This window comes from Oceanobacillus sp. FSL K6-0251 (assembly GCF_038004725.1).
In the GTDB taxonomy this organism is placed as follows: Bacteria; Bacillota; Bacilli; order Bacillales; family Amphibacillaceae; genus Oceanobacillus; species Oceanobacillus oncorhynchi.
Genome location: NZ_JBBORS010000001.1, coordinates 3,755,455 through 3,777,170, shown reverse-complemented (window position 1 = coordinate 3,777,170; position 21,716 = coordinate 3,755,455). Strand labels below are relative to the sequence as shown.

The following is a 21,716-nucleotide window of genomic DNA, read 5'->3' as shown; positions in this document are numbered from 1 at the left end:
TGTATTGACGTGAAATTTGTCGAGTGATAAGATATTATCATGCTTTAACACTTTAACATGTTGAAAAGGAGCGTTCAGAATCCATTATGTTTTTTAAAGAGCAATATCAGCTGATAAAAGACGTGGCAGAGGATATTTATTACCACCCGGAATTAGGCTATAAAGAACAGCGGACAAAAGAGAATATCATCCGCTTTTTAAAGGAAGTTGATCCAGATGTGGACATCGAGCATTTCAGTACGACAGGATTCAAGACGACATTAGGGCCCGAAGAAGGGGATACACATATTGCGTTTATTGCTGAGCTGGATGCAGTGTATGCACCATCACATATGTACGCTGATAAAGAGACAGGAGCGGCTCATAACTGTGGACACTATACGCAAGTGGGCATCGCACTGGCAATCTATCGTTATTACGTGAAGACGAATGCCAGCAAGAATTGGAAAAATAAAATAAGTTTTATCTTTGTCCCAGCAGAAGAGTATTTAGATTTGGCTTATCGTGATGCATTGATTGAACAGGGAACGATCACGCATTATGGCGGCAAGCCGGAATTGATGAAGCTGGGTGTTTTTGATGATATCGATTTAGCTATTTGCGTACATGCCATTGGCGGCGAGTTTGATAACCGGACAGTGAATGTGAATTGCGATTTAGCTGGTTTTCTTTATAAAAAGTATACCTTTAAAGGAAAAGCAACGCATGCCGGTTTTGATCCGTTTTCCAGCAAGAATGCCTACAGCATGTCCACGGTTTTCAATACTGCAGTCGGTTTAATGAGACAGCAGCTGGATGAGAAGGAGCATGTTCGTATTAATCCTATTGTAATGGGCTCCGATATGTCGACCAATGTGGTTCCGAATGAAATCACAGTTGGCACCGATCTCCGGACAAAAACCGTGGATTATTTAAAAGAAGCGGCAGCCAAACTGGATGATGCAGCTAAGGGAAGCGCGATTGCCCTGCAGGGGGACGTGGGAACACATACACAAATGGGGTACCTTCCGTTTATTCAGAACAGATACCTTTCCACCTTTGTACAAGCTGTTTTTGATAATTTTTCGGAAATTGATGAAATCGATAACGAGAGCTTTATTAGTGCGGCTGGGGATATTGGTGATTTATCGTATATGATTCCATGTATCCAAATCGGCTACAGCGGCTTTACAGGAACGATTCATGGTGATGATTTCATTGATGTGGATCCGGAATTTATTTATAGCATTTTCCCGGAATTTGTTGCGGAAGTATTAGAAAATATAGATGAAAATGTGGACAAGGAAAAATTGTACAAACGTTCTTATTCGGAATATCTTTCGGTGATTAATCAGATTGTGGATGGTTCCAACTAGTTGCGTTTAAAAGGATGTTCAAAAGGCCTAATAAAAGGGGCTTTTTAAACACGTACTTTAAGAATTGGGGAATAGATATGGTGAAAAATTTTGTTTATTTTGTATTGTTTGTCCTGGCAGTTATTGCGGCAGCTGAGCTGATTGGTATTCAATCGTTTACAATCGGTTCAATGACCATTTCGATGCTTCCATTAGTTTTTGCGATTGCCATTGCGATGATCCTTGCTCTGCCGTTTTTGCGGAAAGGTATTCTGAAAAAGATATACAGTAAGAAGAATGTTGATTTTGCAAGCAAATATTTAATTTTTATTATGCTTCCATTAATGGCTCGGTACGGGTCCGATGTTGCTCCGCAGATCAGAGAGATTCTGCAGGTCGGCTGGGTGTTTATTATTCAGGAGATTGGTAATCTGGGAACAGTTCTTTTCGGACTGCCAATTGCTATATTGATAGGCTTGCGCCGCGAAGCAATTGGAGCCACCTTAGGATTAGGAAGGGAAGGAGAGCTTGCGTATATTTCCGAAAAGTATACATTGGAATCTCCGGAAGGGCGGGGAGTTATCTCGCTTTATGTCATCGGTACGTTATTCGGGACGATGTTCTTTAGTATATTTGCACCGATTTTGCTTGATTTCGGTATTCGTGTTGAGGCACTTGCGATGGCTTCTGGAGTAGGTTCAGGAAGCATGATGAGTGCGGCATCTGCCACGCTGGTAGCAAGAGTTCCTGAAATGGAAAACACCATTTTAGCCTATGCTTCCGCCAGTCAGCTGTTAACCAGCTTTATCGGTACATTTACGATGGTATTCCTTGCCGCTCCGTTACAGCAGGTTGTATATAAGTTCTTAGTTAGAGGTGACAAAAAATGAACCCGACCATGCGCCGTTATATCCGATATGCGTTCGTACTTTTATTAAGTGTAGCATTGATTTTATTTGCACAAGAAATCAAGCTGATTAAAAACCCGGATTCGACACCAATTACATCCATGACCTTTGTCGGGTTAGGAATCCTTTGGTTATTTTCATTTATGGGTGTGATTATTGCTGATCTTATGAAATTAGTTCCAATCAAAGTCATCCGTGATTTTCCTATTTTAGGCTGGGTATCAATTACATCTTTAACGATGTGCCTGATTTCAGATTTTTTCGTTGAAGCAATCCAGTCTGTAGACTTTCTTGCGATTACAACACCAATTTTGACGGTTGCCGGTATTTCCGTAGCCAACCGGCTTGTTGATTTGCGGAGAACCTCCTGGAAAATTGCGATTGTTGCTGTCTTTGTATTTGCAGGAACGTATCTGTGCAGTGCCTTATTAGCACAGCTTGGACTTTTTTTCGCAGGTAATTAAATTTGATTTGAAAAGACTTTTCCTATGAATGGCAGGAAGAGTCTTTTTTTAGATGGATAGATTAGCAAGAACGCTTACAGATTCCAGAACAAGTATGATAGACTTAAAGAAAGGGGATAGAGTCTTTCATATTCCGTGTTTTTTTGATGGGATATCCGGTTTTTCTTGCCGGTCAGACGATAACAAAATAGTCCTTGAAAGGATGAGCAGATGGAGCAGATACATCAAAAATTTAATCCTTATGCAATTGCAAGAGAATCTATATACGCAAAAAAAGGGATGGTTGCGACGAGCCAGCCTTTGGCAGCGGAGGCGGGGTTAGAAATTTTGAAAAAAGGCGGCAATGCCATTGATGCTGCGATTGCGACAGCGGCCTGTTTAACAGTGGTAGAGCCGACATCCAATGGAATTGGCGGAGATGCGTTTGCCCTTGTATGGACAAAAGGGGAGCTGCATGGTTTGAATGGCAGCGGAAGGTCTCCTGAACATATTTCCATAGAGGCAGTCAAAGAAAAAGGATATGATACGATTCCTCCATTCGGGTGGATACCTGTAACGGTGCCTGGTGTACCTAAAGCATGGGCAGAGTTGTCCAGACGATTTGGCAAATTGTCTTTAAAAGAAACGCTGCAGCCGGCTATTGAATATGCCCGGGAAGGCTTTCCGATATCGCCAATATTAGCACGCTTCTGGAAGAAAGCCTATCAAATGTATCAAAAGGAAGAGGGCTATGATTTTGCTGCCTGGTTTGAAACCTTTGCACCTGACGGCAGAGCTCCTAAAGTGGGGGAAATCTGGAAATCAGCTGATCATGCAGCGACGTTAGAAGCGATTGCAGAAACGGATGCCGCTTCTTTTTATGAAGGAGAGCTGGCTGACAAAATTGCCCGGGCCTCTGAGGAAGCCGGCGGTTTTTTAACAAAGACGGATTTAGAAAAGCATGAAACAGAATGGGTAGCTCCGATAAAGGTCAATTACCGGGGGTATGATGTTTGGGAGATTCCTCCGAACGGGCAGGGAATCATTGCGCTGAAAGCGTTGAATATTTTAAAAGGCTATTCGATGACAGCCAAGGAATCAGTAGATACATATCATAAGCAAATGGAAGCGATGAAGCTGGCTTTTGAAGACGGGAAGCGGCATATTACCGAGGAAATCCAAATGCGCTATACAACGAAGCAGCTCTTGAGTGAGGAATATGCGGCTTCGAGAAGGGCATTGATTGGCGAGGAAGCGATTCTTCCTAATGCAGGAGACCCTGCTGGCAGCGGAACAGTTTATTTAGCAACAGCAGATGAAGAAGGGAATATGGTTTCCTTTATCCAGAGTAATTATAAGGGCTTTGGTTCAGGAGTAGTGATCCCCGGAACAGGGATTGCGATGCAAAATCGAGGATGGGATTTCTCTATGGATGAGACGCACGTCAATGTGCTGGCAGGCGGGAAAAGAACCTATCATACGATTATTCCCGGTTTTATTACAAAGAACAATGTAGCAATTGGCCCATTCGGCGTGATGGGAGGGTTTATGCAGCCGCAGGGACATGTTCAGGTTGTGATGAATACGATTGATTTTGGACTTCATCCGCAGGCTGCTTTGGATGCACCAAGATGGCAATGGTTGAAAGAGAAAAGGATAGAGGTAGAGCATCGATTTCCGTATACAATTGCTCAAGAATTGCGTCAAAAAGGACATGATATACACATACAGCTGGAGCCGAACAGCTTCGGACGCGGGCAAATCATCTGGCGCAACCCGGAAACCGGCGTGCTCTCTGGAGGAACCGAGTCCAGAGCAGACGGGCATATCGCTGTATGGTAGAACAGGCTTGAAAATGAGATAAAGAAGGATTGTTATATTCATGAAAAAGCAATGGGATATTTTTATCGCTTTCTTCCGGATAGGAATGCTGGGCTTCGGCGGCGGGCCGGCCTCGATCCCGCTTATGCGGAAGGAAGCTGTCGAGAAGTATAAATGGATGGATGAGGACGAATTTACTGATATGTTATCCATCAGCAATACCCTGCCTGGACCGATAGCCACCAAGCTGGCAGGCTATATCGGCTATCGTGTCTCCGGCTGGATTGGTATGCTGAATGCGTTGGTTGCTTCTGTGATTCCAACGGTTTTATTAGTTATTATTTTATTAAGAACGCTATCAGAGGTCCGCGAATTTGATTGGGTGAAGGGCATGACTGCAGCGGTGGTAGCTGTTGTCGGGATGATGATGGCTGTTCTGACGTGGCAGTTCCTTCATAAAGCGGGAAAAGGTCTCGGCTGGATACGTGCGATTATCATGATTGCGGTGATATTTGTAGTGCTAAATTACCTGCATATTCATCCGGGCATTGTGATTGGCTTTCTCTTAATTATCGCTTTTGCTCTTCCGGTGAAAAAGAAGGAGAAAGAAGGTGAACGCTCATGATTTTATGGGATATTTTTGTTGCTTTCTTTATTCCGGGAATCATCGGCTATGGAGGCGGTCCTGCTTCGATAACCCTGGTCGAAAATGAGGTCGTGCGTAATTATGGGTGGATGTCTGTGCAGGAATTTGGAGAGGTGCTGGCCTTTGCCAATTCACTGCCCGGACCGATAGCCACCAAAATGGCAGGATACGTCGGCTATGAACTAGGCGGTGTGGCAGGCTCCATTGTCGGAATCTTTGCCACGGTTGCCCCTTCGTTGATTTTAATGATTTTACTGGGCGGCATTTTACTCAAATATAAAAAATCCGAACGCGTCCATCGGCTGACGGTATTTGTCCAGCCAGTTATTGCAGTGCTGCTGGGTGTGATTGCCTGGAATTTCTGGACAGAAGCATATATCAGTATTGGACTGCTGCAAACAGCCATTATTGTTGTTATCAGTTTTTATCTGATAGAAATAAAACAGGTGCATCCGGCATTTATTATTGCTGGAGCCATGTTATATGGCGGCTTTTTCTTGTGAAATTGCTTGGTCAAAAAAAATGAAGAACATGATAATTTGTTGAGGCTTACCAGAGACATTTTGTTAGAGAGGATATATTTTACCTGTCTGGCAGATGTCTCTTTTTTCCCATTTAACGCTATATCGCATCTCTTCTTCTATCCAAGCATGACAATTCTCTAATATTGTTTTGGCAACAAACACGTGACAAAGTTGCATTTTGATTAAGTTGTTTTCCCTAGAGGACACGGCATAAAATAAAGATAAGAAATGAATTCAAAAGGGAAAGGAGTTTAACAATATGTCAACACAAAACGGTGGATTACGTGCAAAAGTACAAAAATTTGGAAGTAACCTCAGTGGAATGATTATGCCGAACATCGGTGCTTTTATTGCTTGGGGGTTAATTACAGCTTTATTTATTCCGGATGGCTGGATTCCAAATGAAACGATGGCTAGCTTAGTTGATCCAATGATTAAATATTTATTGCCATTATTGATTGGTTTCACAGGCGGACGTATGGTCTATGATTTCCGTGGAGGAGTTGTAGGTGCCATTGCGACAATGGGGGTTATTGTCGGAGCAGAACAGCCAATGTTCCTTGGAGCGATGGTAATGGGCCCGTTAGCCGGTTATCTGATGAAGAAAGTGGATGATCTATTTCAGGCAAAAATTCGCCAGGGCTTTGAAATGTTATATAATAATTTCTCATCTGGGATTTTAGCCGCTATCCTTGCGATGATTGCTGTAGCTGGAATTGGACCAATCGTTTCTGGCTTAACAAATGCTTTAGGAAGAGGTGTTGAAGCTATTGTCAGTGCGGGTTTATTACCGTTAACCAGTATTATTCTCGAACCTGCCAAGACACTATTTTTAAATAACGCGATTAACCACGGTATTCTGACACCGCTTGGATCAGAACAGTCATTAGAAACAGGAAAATCTATTCTGTTCCTTCTTGAAGCGAATCCTGGACCTGGTCTAGGAATATTACTTGCTTTTGCTTTCTTTGGAAAAGGCGTATCCAAAGCATCTGCGCCAGGGGCAGCAATTATTCAGTTCTTAGGTGGTATTCATGAAATTTATTTCCCTTATATCTTAATGAAGCCTACGTTAATTATTGCAGCCATTTTTGGTGGTATGTCAGGAATATTTACACTTCAATTATTTGATGCAGGGTTGAGAGCTGCTGCCTCACCAGGAAGTATTTTCGCTGTTATATTCATGACACCTGCTAACAGTTATGTCGGAGTTATTTTAAGTGTTATTATAGCAACTGCCGTTTCCTTTGGTATTGCTTCCCTTATCCTGAAGACTTCAAAAGGCGGGGAAGAGGATCTTACCGCTTCTACTGAAAAGATGGAAGCAATGAAAGGAAAGAAAAGCAGTGTCAGCAGTTCTCTGACAGGAGAAAAGGAAGAAGCGGATATCGAAACACCTGTGAAGGACCCAACAGAAGTGAATAAAATTATTTTTGCATGTGATGCCGGAATGGGCTCCAGTGCAATGGGAGCTTCCTTATTAAAGAATAAATTCAAGAAAAACGATATTGCCATCGATGTAACCAATAAAGCAATAAATGAAATCCCGGATGATGCGGATATTATCATTACGCAAAAAACACTGACAGACAGGGCGAAAGCAAAACGTCCGGATGCAGAGCATATTTCTGTCGATAATTTCTTAAACAGCCCGCGCTACGATGAATTGGTCGAACGATTAAAGGATTGATGTGTTCTGTGCAGTTATAATAAAGTAATAGCCTTCTCTATTAAGGGAAGGCTATCTGCGGAAGGGAGGTGAATGGCAATGTATCTTACTAGTCGTGAACGAAATATCCTGTCTTTTTTACTATCGGATGAAGAAGACAAAACAGTAAAACAAGTAGCGGATAAACTGAACGTCAGTACCAGAACCATTCACCGTGAACTAAAGAAATTAGAGGATGTATTAGCGGCTTATCAACTGACTTTTTATAAAAAGGCAGGTTCTGGAATTAGGATTAACGGAAAGTTGCAGCAGAAGCAGCAATTAAAAGAACAGGTTGCACTGCTTGACGGGGTCGAATTATCGGAAGAAGAAAGACAATCTATTTTATTGAATACATTGATTCAGGTTCATGAGCCGATTAAATTATTTACCCTTTCCAGTGAATTGAATGTGACGATCGCTACAATTTCTCAGGATTTGGATGACATTGAGAAGCGTATCCAGACTTTTGATTTAGAGCTTGTCCGGAAAAAAGGATATGGCGTAGAAATTCAAGGGGATGAAGTGAAAAAACGGGCTGTATTAAGTAATTTAATCTCCCGTCATATTGATTTATTTGAATTTGTGGAGAAAATCAAAGCAAAAAATAAGGAAGAAAAAGCAAAGGGTGAAACAATTTCTGACCGGTTATTAGGTCTCGTTGACCCGCTGAAATTAGAGAAAATAGAAGAGCAGGTGCAGGCAATCGGCAGGGAGCTTCCTTATTATTTGGCAGACAGTGCGTATGTCGGGCTGGTTGTTCATTTGGCGCTTGCGATTGAAAGACTGCAAAAAGGAGATACCATCCATTTTGATGAGGGGTATAAACAGGAGATTCAGGGGAAGCAGGAATACCACATTGCAGCTAAATTAATTGAAAAACTGGAGACTGCTTTTTCCATCGAGATTCCGGAGGACGAGATTGGCTATATTACGATGCATTTAATGGGAGCAAAGCTTAGAGAAAATCAATCCTATTTGCTGGAAGAGGCCAGTATGGATCTGGCACATCGGGTGAAGGAGCTCATTCGCAAAGCAGGAGAAGAGCTGCAGATTGATTTATCGGCAAATAACCGCTTTTTAAACGATTTAACCACGCATTTAAAGCCAGCTATCTATCGAATGAAACAGCAGATGAATATTCATAATCCGATGCTGGCAGAAATCAAACGGGATTATATGGAGCTTTTCGAAATAATTGAAGCATGTACTGCATCTGTCTTTCCGGAGTTGCAGATTCCGGAAGAAGAAATTGCTTATATTGTCCTGCATTTTGCAGCGACACTTCTGCAGACCGAGGAGCGTCAAGATGTACGTGTTCTGGTTATTTGTTCCACAGGGATTGGGACATCAAAAATGCTGGCCACCAAATTAGAACGTAAATTTCCAGAAATAGAGCTGGCCAGGCACCAATCCATTTTTGATTTAAAGCAAGAGGAGCTTTTAGAATATGATGTCATTGTTTCGACCGTTCTTTTAGAAAATTTGAATCAAAGCTATGTGCACATTTCACCGATGCTGACAGAGGACGAGGCTGCCAAAGTGAAGACAGCCATCCGAAAAGCAGCATTAACACGGCCTTCATCATCAGTGAAAACAAATAAGATGATGGAAGGAGATTTTCTAGTAAACCTTCAAGAAATGCATCGTTATTCAGACACCATTTTACAGGTGTTAAACCGGTTTAAATTATTTCATCTGAAAGAAGGGAAGCGGCGTTTCTTGGCATCTATTTGTCTTCAATTACAGCAGCACGGCCTGATTGAAAATCAAAAAATTCTGTTTGAAAAATTGACCAAGAGAGAAGCTCAGGGCGGTTTAGGGATTCCTGATTCAAAGCTTGCTTTATTTCATACCAGATCAGATACGATTAACGGGCCGGGATTCTATGTTTTTCAATTACCTAAGAAGGAAGAAGTAGAGGCAATGGACGGAACAAAGATGGATGTATCACGTATTTTGATCATGCTTGCTCCGGAAGCCGTGCATCCGGAAGCATTAGATATTTTAAGCTTTATCAGCGGTTTGATTATTCAGGATGATACGTATCTGCAGCTGCTTCAGGAAGCAGAAGAAAAAGAAATTAAGCAAGCTTTGACAAAGCAGTTTCAATTATTTATTCAGGAAAAGTTTTACCAAGAGGAAAACCGTTAATTAAGATAAGTAGTTACTTTATCCAAGTTTTAAAAAAGGAGTGCATATCCATGACAAAAGAAATTTTAAGCGCAGAGAATATTGAATTAGGTGTACAGCTCGCATCTAAGGAGGAAGCGGTTCGTTACGTTGGCGGCATTTTATTAAATAATGGTTATGTGAAAGAAAGCTATATTGATAAGATGCTGGAGCGTGAAGCGATTGCAACGACATTTATGGGAAATGCATTAGCTATTCCGCACGGGACAGAAGATGCGAAAAAAGAAGTTTTAGCAACCGGACTGTCAGTTGTCACGGTTCCAGACGGCGTTGATTTTGGCGATGGAAATATCGTAAAACTGTTGATTGGTATTGCGGGAAAAGGGGATGAGCATTTAGAAATATTATCGCAGATTGCTATTATCTGCTCAGAAGAAGAGAATGTGGAGAAATTGACACAGGCAGCTACTAAGGAGGAAATTATAGCAACCCTTAATGAGGTGAATGACTGATGAAGGCGGTTCACTTCGGTGCAGGAAATATCGGCAGGGGCTTTATTGGACTTTTACTGGATCAGTCAGGGTACGAGGTTACCTTTGTAGATGTTAACGATGAAATTATCTCAAGCATTAATCAACACAAATCATACCAGGTTCATTTTGCAGATGAAACAAGTGATGCGGTCACTGTAGAACATATTTCTGGTATTAACAGTATAGAAGACCCGAAGGCTGTGACGAATGCTATCATCGATGCGGATATCGTTACAACCGCTGTCGGGCCGAATATTTTGCCTGTCATCGCAAAAGCGATTGCCAAAGGACTTGTGGAAAGAATCGATATTCACCGCGAGCCGCTTGCCATCATTGCCTGCGAAAATATGATTGGCGGCAGTACGTTATTAAAGGAATATGTTTACCAGGAAATCAGTGAAACAGATCAGGAAGGCTTTGACGATTTATTTGGTTTTCCAGATGCGGCAGTAGATAGAATAGTACCGAATCAAACAAATGCGAATTTGCTGGATGTTCGTGTGGAGCCTTATTATGAATGGGTCGTGGAGAAGACATTTATTCAAGGCGAGCTACCTGATATTAAAGGAATCACCTATGTTGAAGAACTTGGGCCATATATTGAGCGCAAGCTGTTCACTGTCAATACCGGGCATGCAGCGACAGCTTATTTGGGAAGCTGCCATGGATATGAAACCATTGATGAAGCACTACAGGGTGAAGCGGTGATGGATACCTTAAACGGCGTATTACAGGAGACTGGCCAGGCTTTAATAGAAGCCTATGGATTTGACGCCAAAGCGCATGCAGACTATATCCAAAAAATCATCGGCCGATTCCAAAACCCGCATATTTCCGATGAAGTTACCCGTGTGGGCAGAGGACCGGTTCGCAAGCTGGGGCCGAAAGACAGATTTGTACGACCGGCAAGTATGTATTTGGAATTTACATCTGCTGCGCCGACATATTTAGCCAAAGCGATGGCAGCTACTTTACGGTTTCAAAATAAAAGCGATGAAGAAGCAGTGAAGCTTCAAAGAATGATTCAAAAAAAAGGGCCGGCGGCAGCTTTTGCAGAGGTAAGCGGATTAGAACAGAATCATCCGATTACGGAAGCGGTCATGCTGGAGTATGAGAAGCTGCGCTAAATGATATATTAGCTAGATAGAAAAAGCATGGAAATACTGCCTTTCCATGCTTTTTCGTTAACCTATTTCACCAGACCAAGCTTTTTCAATCCGTTAAAAATACCTGAATCTGTCACTGATGTTGTTTGAAAGTCCGCATATTCCACTAATCTGGAATCGGCATTTCCCATGGCAATGCCTGTGCCGACAAACTGGAGCATTTCTTTATCATTCATTCCGTCTCCAAAAGCAATTACCTCAGAAGGAGAGATATTCAGATGCTCCAGCATGTGTTTAATAGCAATCCCTTTATTGACAGAAGTCCGAAGCACATCATAGGATTCACTCGCATGAGGCACGTTGACCTTGGAGAGGTGGTAATCCTCGGTGATTTCAAAGTCCTTTACCTGCTCTTCTGTCACATTAATTGCGGAAGCTGAAACAATTTTATCTGCGACATCCGGTCTGAAGATTTTATTTTGATGCAGCTGGAATACGTTATTGAAATCCTTCACATACGGATTCGTTAGAGAAGTGAAGTAATTATTTTCGGTTGTGTAGAGCACCAGCTCACTTTCACTTTGACCGGCAATGGATACCATTTTCTCTACATCCTCTTGTTTCATCGGTGCGTTAAAAATAACATCTCCTTGATGAAGCGCGTAGGCGCCATTATAGGTAACCGTGGAGGTGATCTCAAAATTAGAGGCTAAATTTTGGATATCCACAAACGGTCTGCCTGTGCATAAAAACACATCTAACCCAGCAGATTTTACTTGCCGGATTGCTTCTTGCGTGGACGGCGTGTAGGTGTGGTCCGGCTGCAGGATGGTTCCGTCAATATCTAAAAATAATGCGCGATAAGTCATTGTAATCTCCTTTTCTCCTTAAAACTACTCCTATTTTATCATAATGTCAGGGCAAAACCCAGCAGACAAAAAAAGAGAGAAGCCTTCTTTATCAGCTTCTCACCTAAATGTGTTATAGCGCCTGATCGTCAACCTGATCAAGCCAATCTTCAATAAAATCAACCGCCGCTTCGACCGTTCCTTCTTCAAAAGGAGACGCTAAACCGGCAGATTGAACAAGCTCTAAAAATGGCTTGGAGCCGCCGAGTTTGCACAGGTCCAGATAGTCCTGCCATGCTTTTTCCCGATTTTCCTGTGATTTCTTTAAAAATTGAAAGGCACAGATTTGTGCGAGCGTATAATCGATATAATAAAACGGATCCTCATAGATATGCCCCTGCTTCTGCCAGAAAGCACCTGATTCTAAGCTTTCTATTCCATTGTAATCGCGATGCGGCAGGTATTTCTTCTCCAGATTGCGCCAAGCCTGATTACGCTCCTCTGATGTCCAGTCTGGATTTTTATAAACAAGGTGCTGGAATTCATCTACTGCAACGCCATATGGCAGAAATTGAATCGCGTCAGAGAGATGTGCATACTTATATTTGTCCACATCCTCTTGAAAGAAATTTTCCATCCACGGATAGGTGAAAAATTCCATGCTCATGGAGTGAATTTCAGCAGATTCGCTTGTCGGAAAATAATATTCCGGCACAGAAAAATGACGGCTGGAATAAGCTTGAAAAGCATGTCCTGCTTCATGCGTCAAGACATCGATATCTCCAGAGGTTCCATTAAAATTAGAGAAAATAAACGGAGACTGATAATCTTCTATATACGTACAATATCCGCCGCTCTCCTTGCCTTTTTTTGCCTCTAAATCCAGCAGCTCGCGGTCCAGCATAAACTGAAAGAATGCACTGGTTTCCTCTGATAATTCATCATACATTTGCTTGCCATTTTTAATAATCCAATCTGGATTGCCCTTCGGAGCGGCATTTCCAGAAGCGAAAACAAAGGCTTCATCATAGAATTTCAAGGAATCTACACCAATTCGTTTAGCCTGTTTTTCATAAAGCTTTGTGGCAATCGGTACAATGACTTCCTCCACTTGTTTGCGGTAACGCTGGACCATTTCTGCGTTATAATCAACACGCTGCATGCGAAGATAGCCAACATCAACAAAGTTTTTGAAACCTAGCTTTTCCGCAATTTGTTGACGTGTTTTCACTAAATCGTCATAGAGGCGATCCAGCTTTTCTTTATTGTCTGCAAAAAAGCTTTGTCTGGCCTCCAATGCTTCTTTTCGGGTTTGGCGGTCCGGGTCCTCTGCAAATGGGCCGAGCTGTGCCAGCGTATATGATTCACCCCGGAATTCAATGTCGGCAGATGCAATTAATTTGGAGTAAGCAGAGGTCAGCTTATTTTCTGTCTGCAGCAGTGGAATGATTTCTTTCGAGAAAGCTTTGATTTCGCATTCCGCCAAATCAAATAATTGGGAACCATACTTATCTCGAAGCTGGGCTTCGTAAGGAGATTTCAGGAGTTCTTTATAAAATGCGGTAGATAATTCCTGAATTTCCGGAAGATGCGCATCAAAAAAATCCCGTTCTTCGTGATAAAATGCATCGCGGGTATCGATGGAAGCACGGATGAATACAAGGTTATACATGGTTGAAAGGTGATTCCGAATCGCGTTAATGGTATCAATAGCAGTGATTGCCTGCTCCATGGAAGCAGCGTTTTGGAATTGCTCCAGCTTTTGATAAAAATCCTCTTTCACTTTCGGGAGATCCGGTCGTTCATAGGCGTAATTTGCGAACGTTTGCATATTTCCTCCTCCTTATATTCATATCATAGAAATATATACCAATTATAAGTATACCTCCATTTATGGGAATTGTATTCTATTTTTGCACTTTAAGTATAAAGAATTAAAGGAATAAAGTATAAGTGCAGTGCTTTTGATGGGACGAGTAATCGCAGTCCGAGTCCTAGCTAAAGCATTTGTGAATGTCATGTTTTCTTTAGAAGAAAAAGTGCTATCTTGGGTCCCCTGCATGTTACCCGTCTATTTATTCGAATAATTTCAAAATACATATTGCATATTTAATCATTTTAGTGCATATTTATTATATATTATTTTTCATCAGAAAGTTTCTTACGACAACTATAGATTAGTATATTTTAAGATATTAACTCAATTTTCGCACCTAAGAATAAGCAAATATATATTGCTATTCCAAGATGAACATGTTCTTCATTACCATGCTTGCATTTTGGTGAAATATCCGGCCTTTTTGGACTTGATGATGGTGCATAGCTCCGCTCCGGCCAACCACTCCGCTTTCCGACGTACAAATGTTTTCGATGGGACGAGTAATCGCAGTCCCAGGACGTACTAGTGCAGACGTTGCAACAACTCTTTTCGATGGGGTGAGTAATCGCAACCCCAGGACGTTGCGCTTTTAGTCTGCCATGGGGACGGCTTCAGCTAACTTGAAAAGAAAACCGCTTTTCAAGTGGATCTTCAGCTCGCCCTGTTCTCATAGGAGTCTGCGTGGTTGGCCTGCGCTCTGACAGGATTCTACAGCGAATGAAAGAAATAAGATTTTAATAAGCTGAAGGAAATAGCAGCTTTCGCCTGAATAACCAATCATGACAGCATGGATATGAAATACAGGGAATCGCTTCGATGCACAGAAAGGAATCTTGGCGGATCATGTTACCATGCAGCATGAAAAATAGGTTCTATCTGATTAAACTTCTGTTTGGTGAGTTGTTTTTCACGCATAGAATATCCTGCTAGCGGAGGCGGACCGTTTTGACTCCTGAGGGATCAGCACCATCTGAAGATCCACTTTTGCTAAGTGCTCTTCTTGGAAAAAGTTAGCTGAAGAGCGTGCCCCTAGGGAAGCTAAATGGTCGCCGCAGCGGTGCTTTACACTTCACCTTCTATAATCTTTATCAAGGGTGTTAGCGAAGGAACAATCAACTCCTGTTTCTATGGAAATGAAGTTACTTTTTAATGTGCGAAAGTTGAGATTTTAAATAAAAGGGGCAGTACATAAAAATGAAAAATTTACTGAAAGATAAGGAATATATTTTAGAAAATATGCCTGAAGGTTTTTATACATGTTCGAAAAGCCTGGGAATCAAAGATGAAACGCTGGATTTCACGGTTATCTTATCAACAGAGCTGGCAAATGCGGCTGCCATGTTTACACAAAGCAGATTTTGCGGAGCGCCTATTCCTATTGGAAAGCAAAATGTTGCGAATGGAAAATTACAATGCTTTGCGATCAATAGTAAAAATGCAAACGTAGCGACAGGAGAAGAAGGCATAAAAAATGTGATCGAGTTAAACGAATTAATTGCTGCGGAATTAGACATCGCTCCAGAGGATATTTTACCTTCATCGACAGGAGTGATAGGGTACCAGCTGCCAATGGATAAGATGCGGGCAGGCATAAAAAATCTTAAAAATAATCTGGTGGAAGGCGGATTAGATAAATCGGCGGAAGCAATAATGACAACAGACACCTATCCCAAACTAAAAATGTGCAAAATCGGTGATGCTACCCTGGTTGGAATGGCGAAGGGCTCTGGAATGATAGAGCCGAATATGGCTACGATGCTTTCTTATTTTGTTACAGATGCAGCTATTTCTGCAGATGAGCTGGAGAAATTATTGAAGGAAGCGGTCAATCAATCATTTAATATGGTCAGTATTGATACGGATACGAGTACAAGTGATACGGTAGCAATTATGGCAAACGGGGTTGCTGGAAAGGTAGATTTACAAGCATTCAAAGAAGCTCTGACGGCAATGAGTATCGATCTGGCTAAAGAAATTGCCCGTGATGGAGAAGGAGCAACCAAGCTGGTGGAGGTAACTGTAAATGAAGCTTCCAGTTTTCTGCAAGCGAAGAAGATAGGGAAAAGCATTGTTAATTCGCCACTTGTGAAAACGGCTATTTTTGGAGAAGACGCCAATTGGGGGCGTATCGCCATGGCAATCGGAAAATGTGAAGATGAAATAGAAGTGGATCTGGAAAAGATAGCAATTTATTTTGGAGATACCTTAATTTATCAAGGAAAACCGATTGGCGATAAGGAGAACCTGGACCAAATTCAATCCTATCTGGAGAATCCGGAAATAAAGATAACGGTGTCTTTAGCGCTGGGGACAGATCAGGCTACTGTCTGGGGATGCGATCTGTCTTATGATTATGTGCGGATTAATGGCGAATATACAACCTGATACCTTTTCAATATTCCTCCTTGTGCAGATGAGATGAATATTGACTTTCTTATTCTTCAATTGTAGACTAAAAGTAGTGTAATTAATTAATGGCGGGGTGAGGAAATGGTAGAAGCGGTTATCACATTTGGAGCTATTTTAACAGCGATTACAGCACTTATCAGTATTTTTCTCGTTAGAATGACTTCCAAAGAATCCCATGCTGGTTATTATCCAAATCTATTCTTGGCACTTGTGGGAATTTTATTGATTCTTGTAGCATCAATCGCACCAAAAGTTGATTTTGCAGGAGCTGGATTTGGCGGAATCGGAATTGCCTGTATGTTTGCGGGAGCAATTGGGTTCATTATATCAGCAGTTTTAGATTCTTACAAAAATACAGCAGCATAAAAATAAAAGCAATGTCTGTACGAAAAAGCAGACATTGCTTTTATTTTTATGACTGGATTATTCCACTTTAATGATTTGTTCATTTTCCTGTTTGATTTGTCCCCGCTTTAATAATGTTCCTACTGCACGTTTAAAAGCAGATTTACTGATTTGAAACGTGGCCCGGATTTCTTCGGGGTCGCTTTTATCATGAAAAGGGATGGCGCCGTTATTCGCTTCCAGATGCTTTAAAATAGCATCTGCATCATCGGATAAACTATCCTGCTTCAGCGGGCGGAGAGAGACATTAATGGAGCCGTCTTCTTTCACGGCAATCACTCTACCTTCAATCACCTGTCCGACGCGAGGTTCCATTTTTCGCTCTGTTCGATGGATAAAACCGCGATAGCCTTCACTGGTGATAATCGCTGCCCCTTCTTTATTCGTATAATAAACTGTGCCAATAACCGTTTGCTGGTTCAGTTGTTCCGGTGCGGCAAAAACATTATTCGCAATAATGTTTTCAGAAGCAGGCACACCTAACAGGCGTCCTTTTTTATCAAGCTGCAGCGTGATATATAAACGGTCTCCGGAGCGCGGCCAGCTTTCCTGAAATAAAGGCAGGGAGTCTTTGGAGACAAGAATATCCTTCGAGGTGCCGATGTTGACGAAAACACCTAAACGGGGAAGAACACCCACAACCTCCGCCCAGTCATATAATCCAAGTGTGACAGAGGGCAAATATGTAGTGGCATTTACCTGTCCTTTTTTATTTACATAGAGGAAGACATCCACAGATTGATCCAGCTCTAAGGCGGATTGTGCTTCGTTATGATGAAGCAGCACTTCTTCTCCATAAGCAGATAAAACATATCCGGTATCTATTTTTCGTAAAACGGTCATGGCTATAATGGAACCGATTGGCAAGTCTGTCGGCATATTAGATGCTCCTTTCAAAAATATGTGAAATTTGGAAAAGGGATACTCTCTTTAAAGAGTACCCCTTTATGATTAAAGTAACACGTGATATCAAAATTAATTTTAAGTTGGAACATAAAATTCAGGAGAAATTAAATCCATTCCTAAATCATATGATTCGTTTATTTGTCCTGACTCAGTTAGATTTGCTGAGCCATATATCCGTATAACGCTTACGGAATGTCCGCGGTAAATATTCTAAAATCATCTTTTCTAACTTAAGCAATGCAGCCCCAAACCTTCTGCTGCATCCTTGCGGCCCCTTAGCCGCGCCAGTGTGAATAAGCATTTACAAAAAGCTTCACAGAATGCCAAATCACAACTGTTACTTCTTAACTTTACTAGTATGTACTTTTTCTTTCGATTTGTCAACTTTTTTTAGTTTGTGAGGATTTTCTTAAGGAATGGTAACCAAATAGATGCTTTATTTTGAAGGGTATTTACAGCTGATGACAGTTTGGCATAAAAATAGAGTTGACGCCATATGATACACTTGAATTAATTGAAAAAAAGCGTGGAGATGTACATATGTTATTATTTATTGAAGTTATTTTACCGATTATGGCTGTTTTTGCAACTGGGTTTATCCTGCAGCGTATCCGTGTGCTGGATGTGCGGTCGGTGTCTGCTGTCTGTTTATATATCCTTTCACCGGCGCTGGTATTTGTAACATTGTATGATGCAGAATTTGATTCTGGATTTTTAGTGATTCTCATTTATATGTTTGCCTTATTTTATATCATGGTATTTATTAATAAAATGCTGGCAAAAATCTTTGGCTGGGATGGAAATAAAGAGAGTGCTGCCATTCTTTCAACCGGCTTTATGAATTCGGGGAATTATGGTCTGCCGGTAGTTTTATATAGTATCGGCAATGCAGCAGTACCTTATGCCATTTTTATCATGGTAGTTCAATCCCTGCAGAATAATTTCTTCGGCATTTACTATGCGTCCAGAAGTACGAGTGGGATGCGGAGAGCATTTATGAATATCTTAAAAATGCCGACAACCTATGCGGCGATATTAGCCTTTTTCTTTTCGCTGCAATCTATTACAATACCAGATTATATCCATTCTACAATTGAAATGGTCGGAGACGCCGCTATTCCGGTGATGATGATTATGCTCGGTATGCAGCTGGGATCATTAACGGCATTAAAGATAGATTGGCAGGTTGTGCTTTCTTCCGTTACCTTAAAAATGATTGCTGCACCGATTCTGGCAGCCATCTTTGTCTGGCTTGTGCCGATGGACCCGTTGATTGGGACGGTGTTGATTATTATTTCTGCCATGCCGACAGCTGCAACAACCACGATGTATGCCATTGAATTTGATACGGAGCCGGAGCTTGTATCGACGATTACGTTTATCTCGACGGTGGTCAGTATTGTTACGATTACTGTGTTGTTGAATATTATTACTTAAAGTGTGTGTTAAAAAGCCGCTTAAATATTAAAGTTCATCGCTTGTTATTTAAGGGTTTTTTAACACATTCGTATACAATTTAAGTTTGGTATATTTATTTTGCACTAGGGCAATCTTTTTAGTGAGATTATTTTTGAGAATCAGTTTAGCAGGTAATAATTAGTCAAAGTTGATAATAAGTAAATTACATCTAAAAACGTTCTAAAGTTTCTAAAAATTAAGTAAAATAACAGACTTTTTGTTTAAATGTTTGATATAATATAAGGGAGAATTGGATGTGACTGTAAATGCTAAAAATTAGGGGGTTGAAAAAACAATGTATTTGCAAGACATTTTACCAAAGATGTCCAAACTTTACCTGGGAAGAATAGTTGATAGTTTTCTAAAAGATGTGCATATGGATACAGAAGAAGAGATGAGGGAGGTTATACTAAAAAATATTGATGAATTTCAAAACAAAGAACGTGTGAAACGCTATTTAGATTTTAGCAATGAATCACGGGATGTAGCGTTGCTTAATGAAATGATTCTAATGGCATTGATGGAGAAAGAAGGGTATCTTTTAAGTGAATCTGAGCTTTATAAAGAAGTGGAAGGTATGGAAAAAGAGATTTTGAAACAAGGACTGGATGATAATTATATTAACCGGTTCATTCAAAAAGATGCAAAGAGAATCTACAGTTCGGTATTGAAAGAAGCGTGGATGAAAGACGAATCTCTGAACGCCCATGAAATAAATATTTTAAATGTGTTAAGAAATGAATTAGATCTTTCAAAGAGAGAACATTATTTACTGGAAAGCCGTATTGGCAGATTTCCGCGAAAAGGTAATGTTTTGCATAATCACCAACAGATTGGCCGATCTTTAATAAACTTGCAAACTAGAGGCCTTATTCTTCGTTTTAGAGAAGATACGTCTTATTATATTATACCTAAAGATATAGCACGAATCTTACGTTATGAAATGGGCGCTGAACTTAGAAATGAAGTTTATGCAACACTGTTAACAGATCTTAATGTCACACAGCTAAGAAAAATATTAAACCATTTAGACTTTAGTGTCAGTGGTGTAAAAGAAGTGTTGGTTAATCGAATTATAGAATATAATATTTTGCCTTCCACAGCTCTTAAGGTATTTGGTTCTAAAGATTTATCAGATATTTTAAGGAATCTTGAAGGTACGAAAATCAGTGGTACCAAAAAAGAAAAAATCCAAAACATCATTGATTATTATGAAACACTTTCAACTCCTATGTCCTCTGACCCGACTGATGAAAGAGCAAGATTATATGATTTTTATGAGTCCTTATCCGCAAGAGATTATAAAACGCTTCGTATCAATAAAATTATTGAAAAAGATGTACAAGTGGATAATTATTTTGAAGAAGCAACCCGATATTTATTTAATTTAAAATTGGGTCTAAATTTAATGGAAATGGAAGGCGCAAGGCACGCTGATGGAAAGGTTCAATTTAGTTCTACAGAAGTCATATTATGGGACAATAAGAGCACAGAAGAACCGTATACTTTTCCAGATAAAGACTTTAAGCAGTTTTTAAGATATATCCGTTCAGATAAAATGAGAGTTACACTTTTTTTAATTGTAGTACATGATTATACAAAAGGTGCTGTAGCACAAGCTCAAAAATTGAAGGCATTTTCAGAAGAGGATACAGATGTAGCTCTGATTAAAGCGGCTGATTTAGCATATGTAGCTGAAGAATGGAGAAATTTTTCTGACCAAAAGGAACCACAATTTAATTTACAAGTATTTAATATGACGGGCGAATTAACCCGCAGTATGCTATTGAATAGAATGGAATGGGCTCTTAAGAGCAATCAGGTAATGCAATGATAAAAATCCACCGTATAAAGAAATTGTTTATACGGTGGATTTGTTGTTTCTTCTTCCAAAAGGTTGCCCTAACGCAACATTTAATGTTTTAAGAACCGCTGAAGATATTCCAGCACCCCAGCGTAATCAGAAATACAGATGGTAAAAAAGATAAACGCTGTAAGGCAGGTATTCTCCATAAATAACTTCCGAACATGATTCCGCTAAATAAAAACAATCCACTCATGCCGGCTGTTAATAACGCGGTAATCAGCGGGGAGTATCCAAGCATCGCAGCGCCGATTCCGGCACCAAATGCATCGAGAGCTAAAGCGAAACCTAATAGAATGGATTCGTTAATAGAGATAATACCTGACTTATCTAAATCGGCTTCTTTTGGACGAGTGAGCACAGTTTTCATATTTTCAAATTTAACATTGGAAGAAGCGTGATCTCCATTTTTGGCTGCTTCCGTTTCTCGTGAGCGAAACATGGAAATAAGGGAGAAGAAGCCTAAAAAGATAAGAATCCCTCCGCCAAGCATGCTGGCTCCCTGAGGAGAAATAAAGGAACGTAAGAAATCGCCTACCTCCATCGATAGAAAGACAATCAATCCGGAGCAGAACATAATAACAAATAAAGAGAGAAGAGGCACTTTGATTTGCCGCATCCCATAGGTTATTCCTACACTAAATCCATCCAGACTTACCGCAATAACGAGTAAAAGCATACCTGTATATATCATACGTAACATCCTCTTTCTAATAGTGCATGCTCAAAAAAGTCAATTAAAGCGTTCATTGCTTATTATTCGGGGATTTTTTGAACATCCTCTAATAAGT

Annotated in this window: 18 protein-coding genes; 14 read left to right on the top strand and 4 right to left on the bottom strand. The window is 40.7% G+C overall.

Features of this window, described 5'->3' with window-relative positions:
* Window positions 1-86 precede the first annotated feature (86 nt).
* The 10 genes from MKY45_RS18795 to MKY45_RS18750 all read left to right on the top strand — a co-directional run bounded on the left by MKY45_RS18795 (window position 87) and on the right by MKY45_RS18750 (window position 11,177).
* Window positions 87-1,355: a M20/M25/M40 family metallo-hydrolase gene (locus tag MKY45_RS18795; RefSeq protein WP_212928342.1), complete on the top strand. Its 1,269-nt coding sequence runs from the start codon at window positions 87-89 to the stop codon at window positions 1,353-1,355.
* 77 nt (window positions 1,356-1,432) lie between these two features.
* On the top strand, window positions 1,433-2,224 hold the full coding sequence (locus MKY45_RS18790) for a DUF3100 domain-containing protein (RefSeq protein ID WP_042530057.1): 792 nt from the start codon (window positions 1,433-1,435) through the stop codon (window positions 2,222-2,224).
* Window positions 2,221-2,706 carry a DUF751 domain-containing protein gene (locus tag MKY45_RS18785; protein WP_042530059.1) on the top strand — a complete coding sequence of 162 codons (486 nt, stop codon included), beginning with the start codon at window positions 2,221-2,223 and terminating at the stop codon, window positions 2,704-2,706. The genes MKY45_RS18790 and MKY45_RS18785 overlap by 4 nt, the downstream gene beginning before the upstream one ends.
* Window positions 2,707-2,916: 210 nt before the next feature.
* Window positions 2,917-4,527 (top strand): gamma-glutamyltransferase family protein, encoded by a 1,611-nt coding sequence (locus tag MKY45_RS18780; RefSeq protein ID WP_289584428.1) that lies wholly within the window; start codon window positions 2,917-2,919, stop codon window positions 4,525-4,527.
* A 40-nt stretch (window positions 4,528-4,567) separates the two neighbouring features.
* Window positions 4,568-5,131, top strand: a complete 564-nt coding sequence (locus tag MKY45_RS18775) for a chromate transporter (protein ID WP_193065509.1) — start codon at window positions 4,568-4,570, stop codon at window positions 5,129-5,131.
* Window positions 5,128-5,655, top strand: coding sequence for a chromate transporter (locus MKY45_RS18770; protein ID WP_193065510.1), 528 nt, complete (start codon window positions 5,128-5,130; stop codon window positions 5,653-5,655). The genes MKY45_RS18775 and MKY45_RS18770 overlap by 4 nt, the downstream gene beginning before the upstream one ends.
* Before the next feature lie 280 nt (window positions 5,656-5,935).
* On the top strand, window positions 5,936-7,366 hold the full coding sequence (locus MKY45_RS18765) for a PTS mannitol transporter subunit IICB (protein WP_289584427.1): 1,431 nt from the start codon (window positions 5,936-5,938) through the stop codon (window positions 7,364-7,366).
* A gap of 78 nt (window positions 7,367-7,444) precedes the next feature.
* Window positions 7,445-9,538, top strand: a complete 2,094-nt coding sequence (locus tag MKY45_RS18760; RefSeq protein WP_289584426.1) for a BglG family transcription antiterminator — start codon at window positions 7,445-7,447, stop codon at window positions 9,536-9,538.
* Window positions 9,539-9,588: 50 nt separating this feature from the next.
* Window positions 9,589-10,029 (top strand): PTS sugar transporter subunit IIA, encoded by a 441-nt coding sequence (locus MKY45_RS18755; protein ID WP_042530067.1) that lies wholly within the window; start codon window positions 9,589-9,591, stop codon window positions 10,027-10,029.
* Window positions 10,029-11,177, top strand: coding sequence for a mannitol-1-phosphate 5-dehydrogenase (locus MKY45_RS18750; RefSeq protein ID WP_341173227.1), 1,149 nt, complete (start codon window positions 10,029-10,031; stop codon window positions 11,175-11,177). Before MKY45_RS18755 ends, MKY45_RS18750 begins: the two co-directional genes overlap by 1 nt.
* Window positions 11,178-11,239: 62 nt before the next feature.
* Here the strand turns inward: MKY45_RS18750 and MKY45_RS18745 are convergent, their stop codons facing one another.
* Window positions 11,240-12,025, bottom strand: a complete 786-nt coding sequence (locus MKY45_RS18745; RefSeq protein WP_042530071.1) for a Cof-type HAD-IIB family hydrolase — start codon at window positions 12,023-12,025, stop codon at window positions 11,240-11,242.
* A gap of 112 nt (window positions 12,026-12,137) precedes the next feature.
* Window positions 12,138-13,835, bottom strand: coding sequence for a M3 family oligoendopeptidase (locus MKY45_RS18740; protein ID WP_042530073.1), 1,698 nt, complete (start codon window positions 13,833-13,835; stop codon window positions 12,138-12,140).
* Between the two features lie 1,242 nt (window positions 13,836-15,077).
* On the opposite strand from MKY45_RS18740, the gene argJ reads away from it, so the two are divergent.
* Together argJ and MKY45_RS18730 are read left to right on the top strand one after the other, a co-directional pair.
* On the top strand, window positions 15,078-16,268 hold the full coding sequence (gene argJ, locus MKY45_RS18735) for a bifunctional glutamate N-acetyltransferase/amino-acid acetyltransferase ArgJ (protein ID WP_256705013.1): 1,191 nt from the start codon (window positions 15,078-15,080) through the stop codon (window positions 16,266-16,268).
* A 105-nt stretch (window positions 16,269-16,373) separates the two neighbouring features.
* Entirely contained in the window at window positions 16,374-16,658 is a 285-nt protein-coding gene (locus tag MKY45_RS18730; RefSeq protein ID WP_042530077.1) for a hypothetical protein, read from the top strand.
* Window positions 16,659-16,715: 57 nt separating this feature from the next.
* Here MKY45_RS18730 and MKY45_RS18725 read toward each other — a convergent pair whose 3' ends face one another.
* On the bottom strand, window positions 16,716-17,576 hold the full coding sequence (locus tag MKY45_RS18725; protein WP_042530079.1) for a CvfB family protein: 861 nt from the start codon (window positions 17,574-17,576) through the stop codon (window positions 16,716-16,718).
* Between the two features lie 567 nt (window positions 17,577-18,143).
* On the opposite strand from MKY45_RS18725, the gene MKY45_RS18720 reads away from it, so the two are divergent.
* Window positions 18,144-19,040, top strand: a complete 897-nt coding sequence (locus MKY45_RS18720) for an AEC family transporter (protein WP_341173226.1) — start codon at window positions 18,144-18,146, stop codon at window positions 19,038-19,040.
* A gap of 316 nt (window positions 19,041-19,356) precedes the next feature.
* Window positions 19,357-20,895 carry an SAP domain-containing protein gene (locus MKY45_RS18715; RefSeq protein WP_212928337.1) on the top strand — a complete coding sequence of 513 codons (1,539 nt, stop codon included), beginning with the start codon at window positions 19,357-19,359 and terminating at the stop codon, window positions 20,893-20,895.
* Between the two features lie 88 nt (window positions 20,896-20,983).
* Here MKY45_RS18715 and ytaF read toward each other — a convergent pair whose 3' ends face one another.
* A complete protein-coding gene (ytaF, locus tag MKY45_RS18710) occupies window positions 20,984-21,619 on the bottom strand; it encodes a sporulation membrane protein YtaF (RefSeq protein WP_193064241.1) in 636 nt (211 codons plus the stop codon).
* Between the last annotated feature and the right edge of the window lie 97 nt (window positions 21,620-21,716).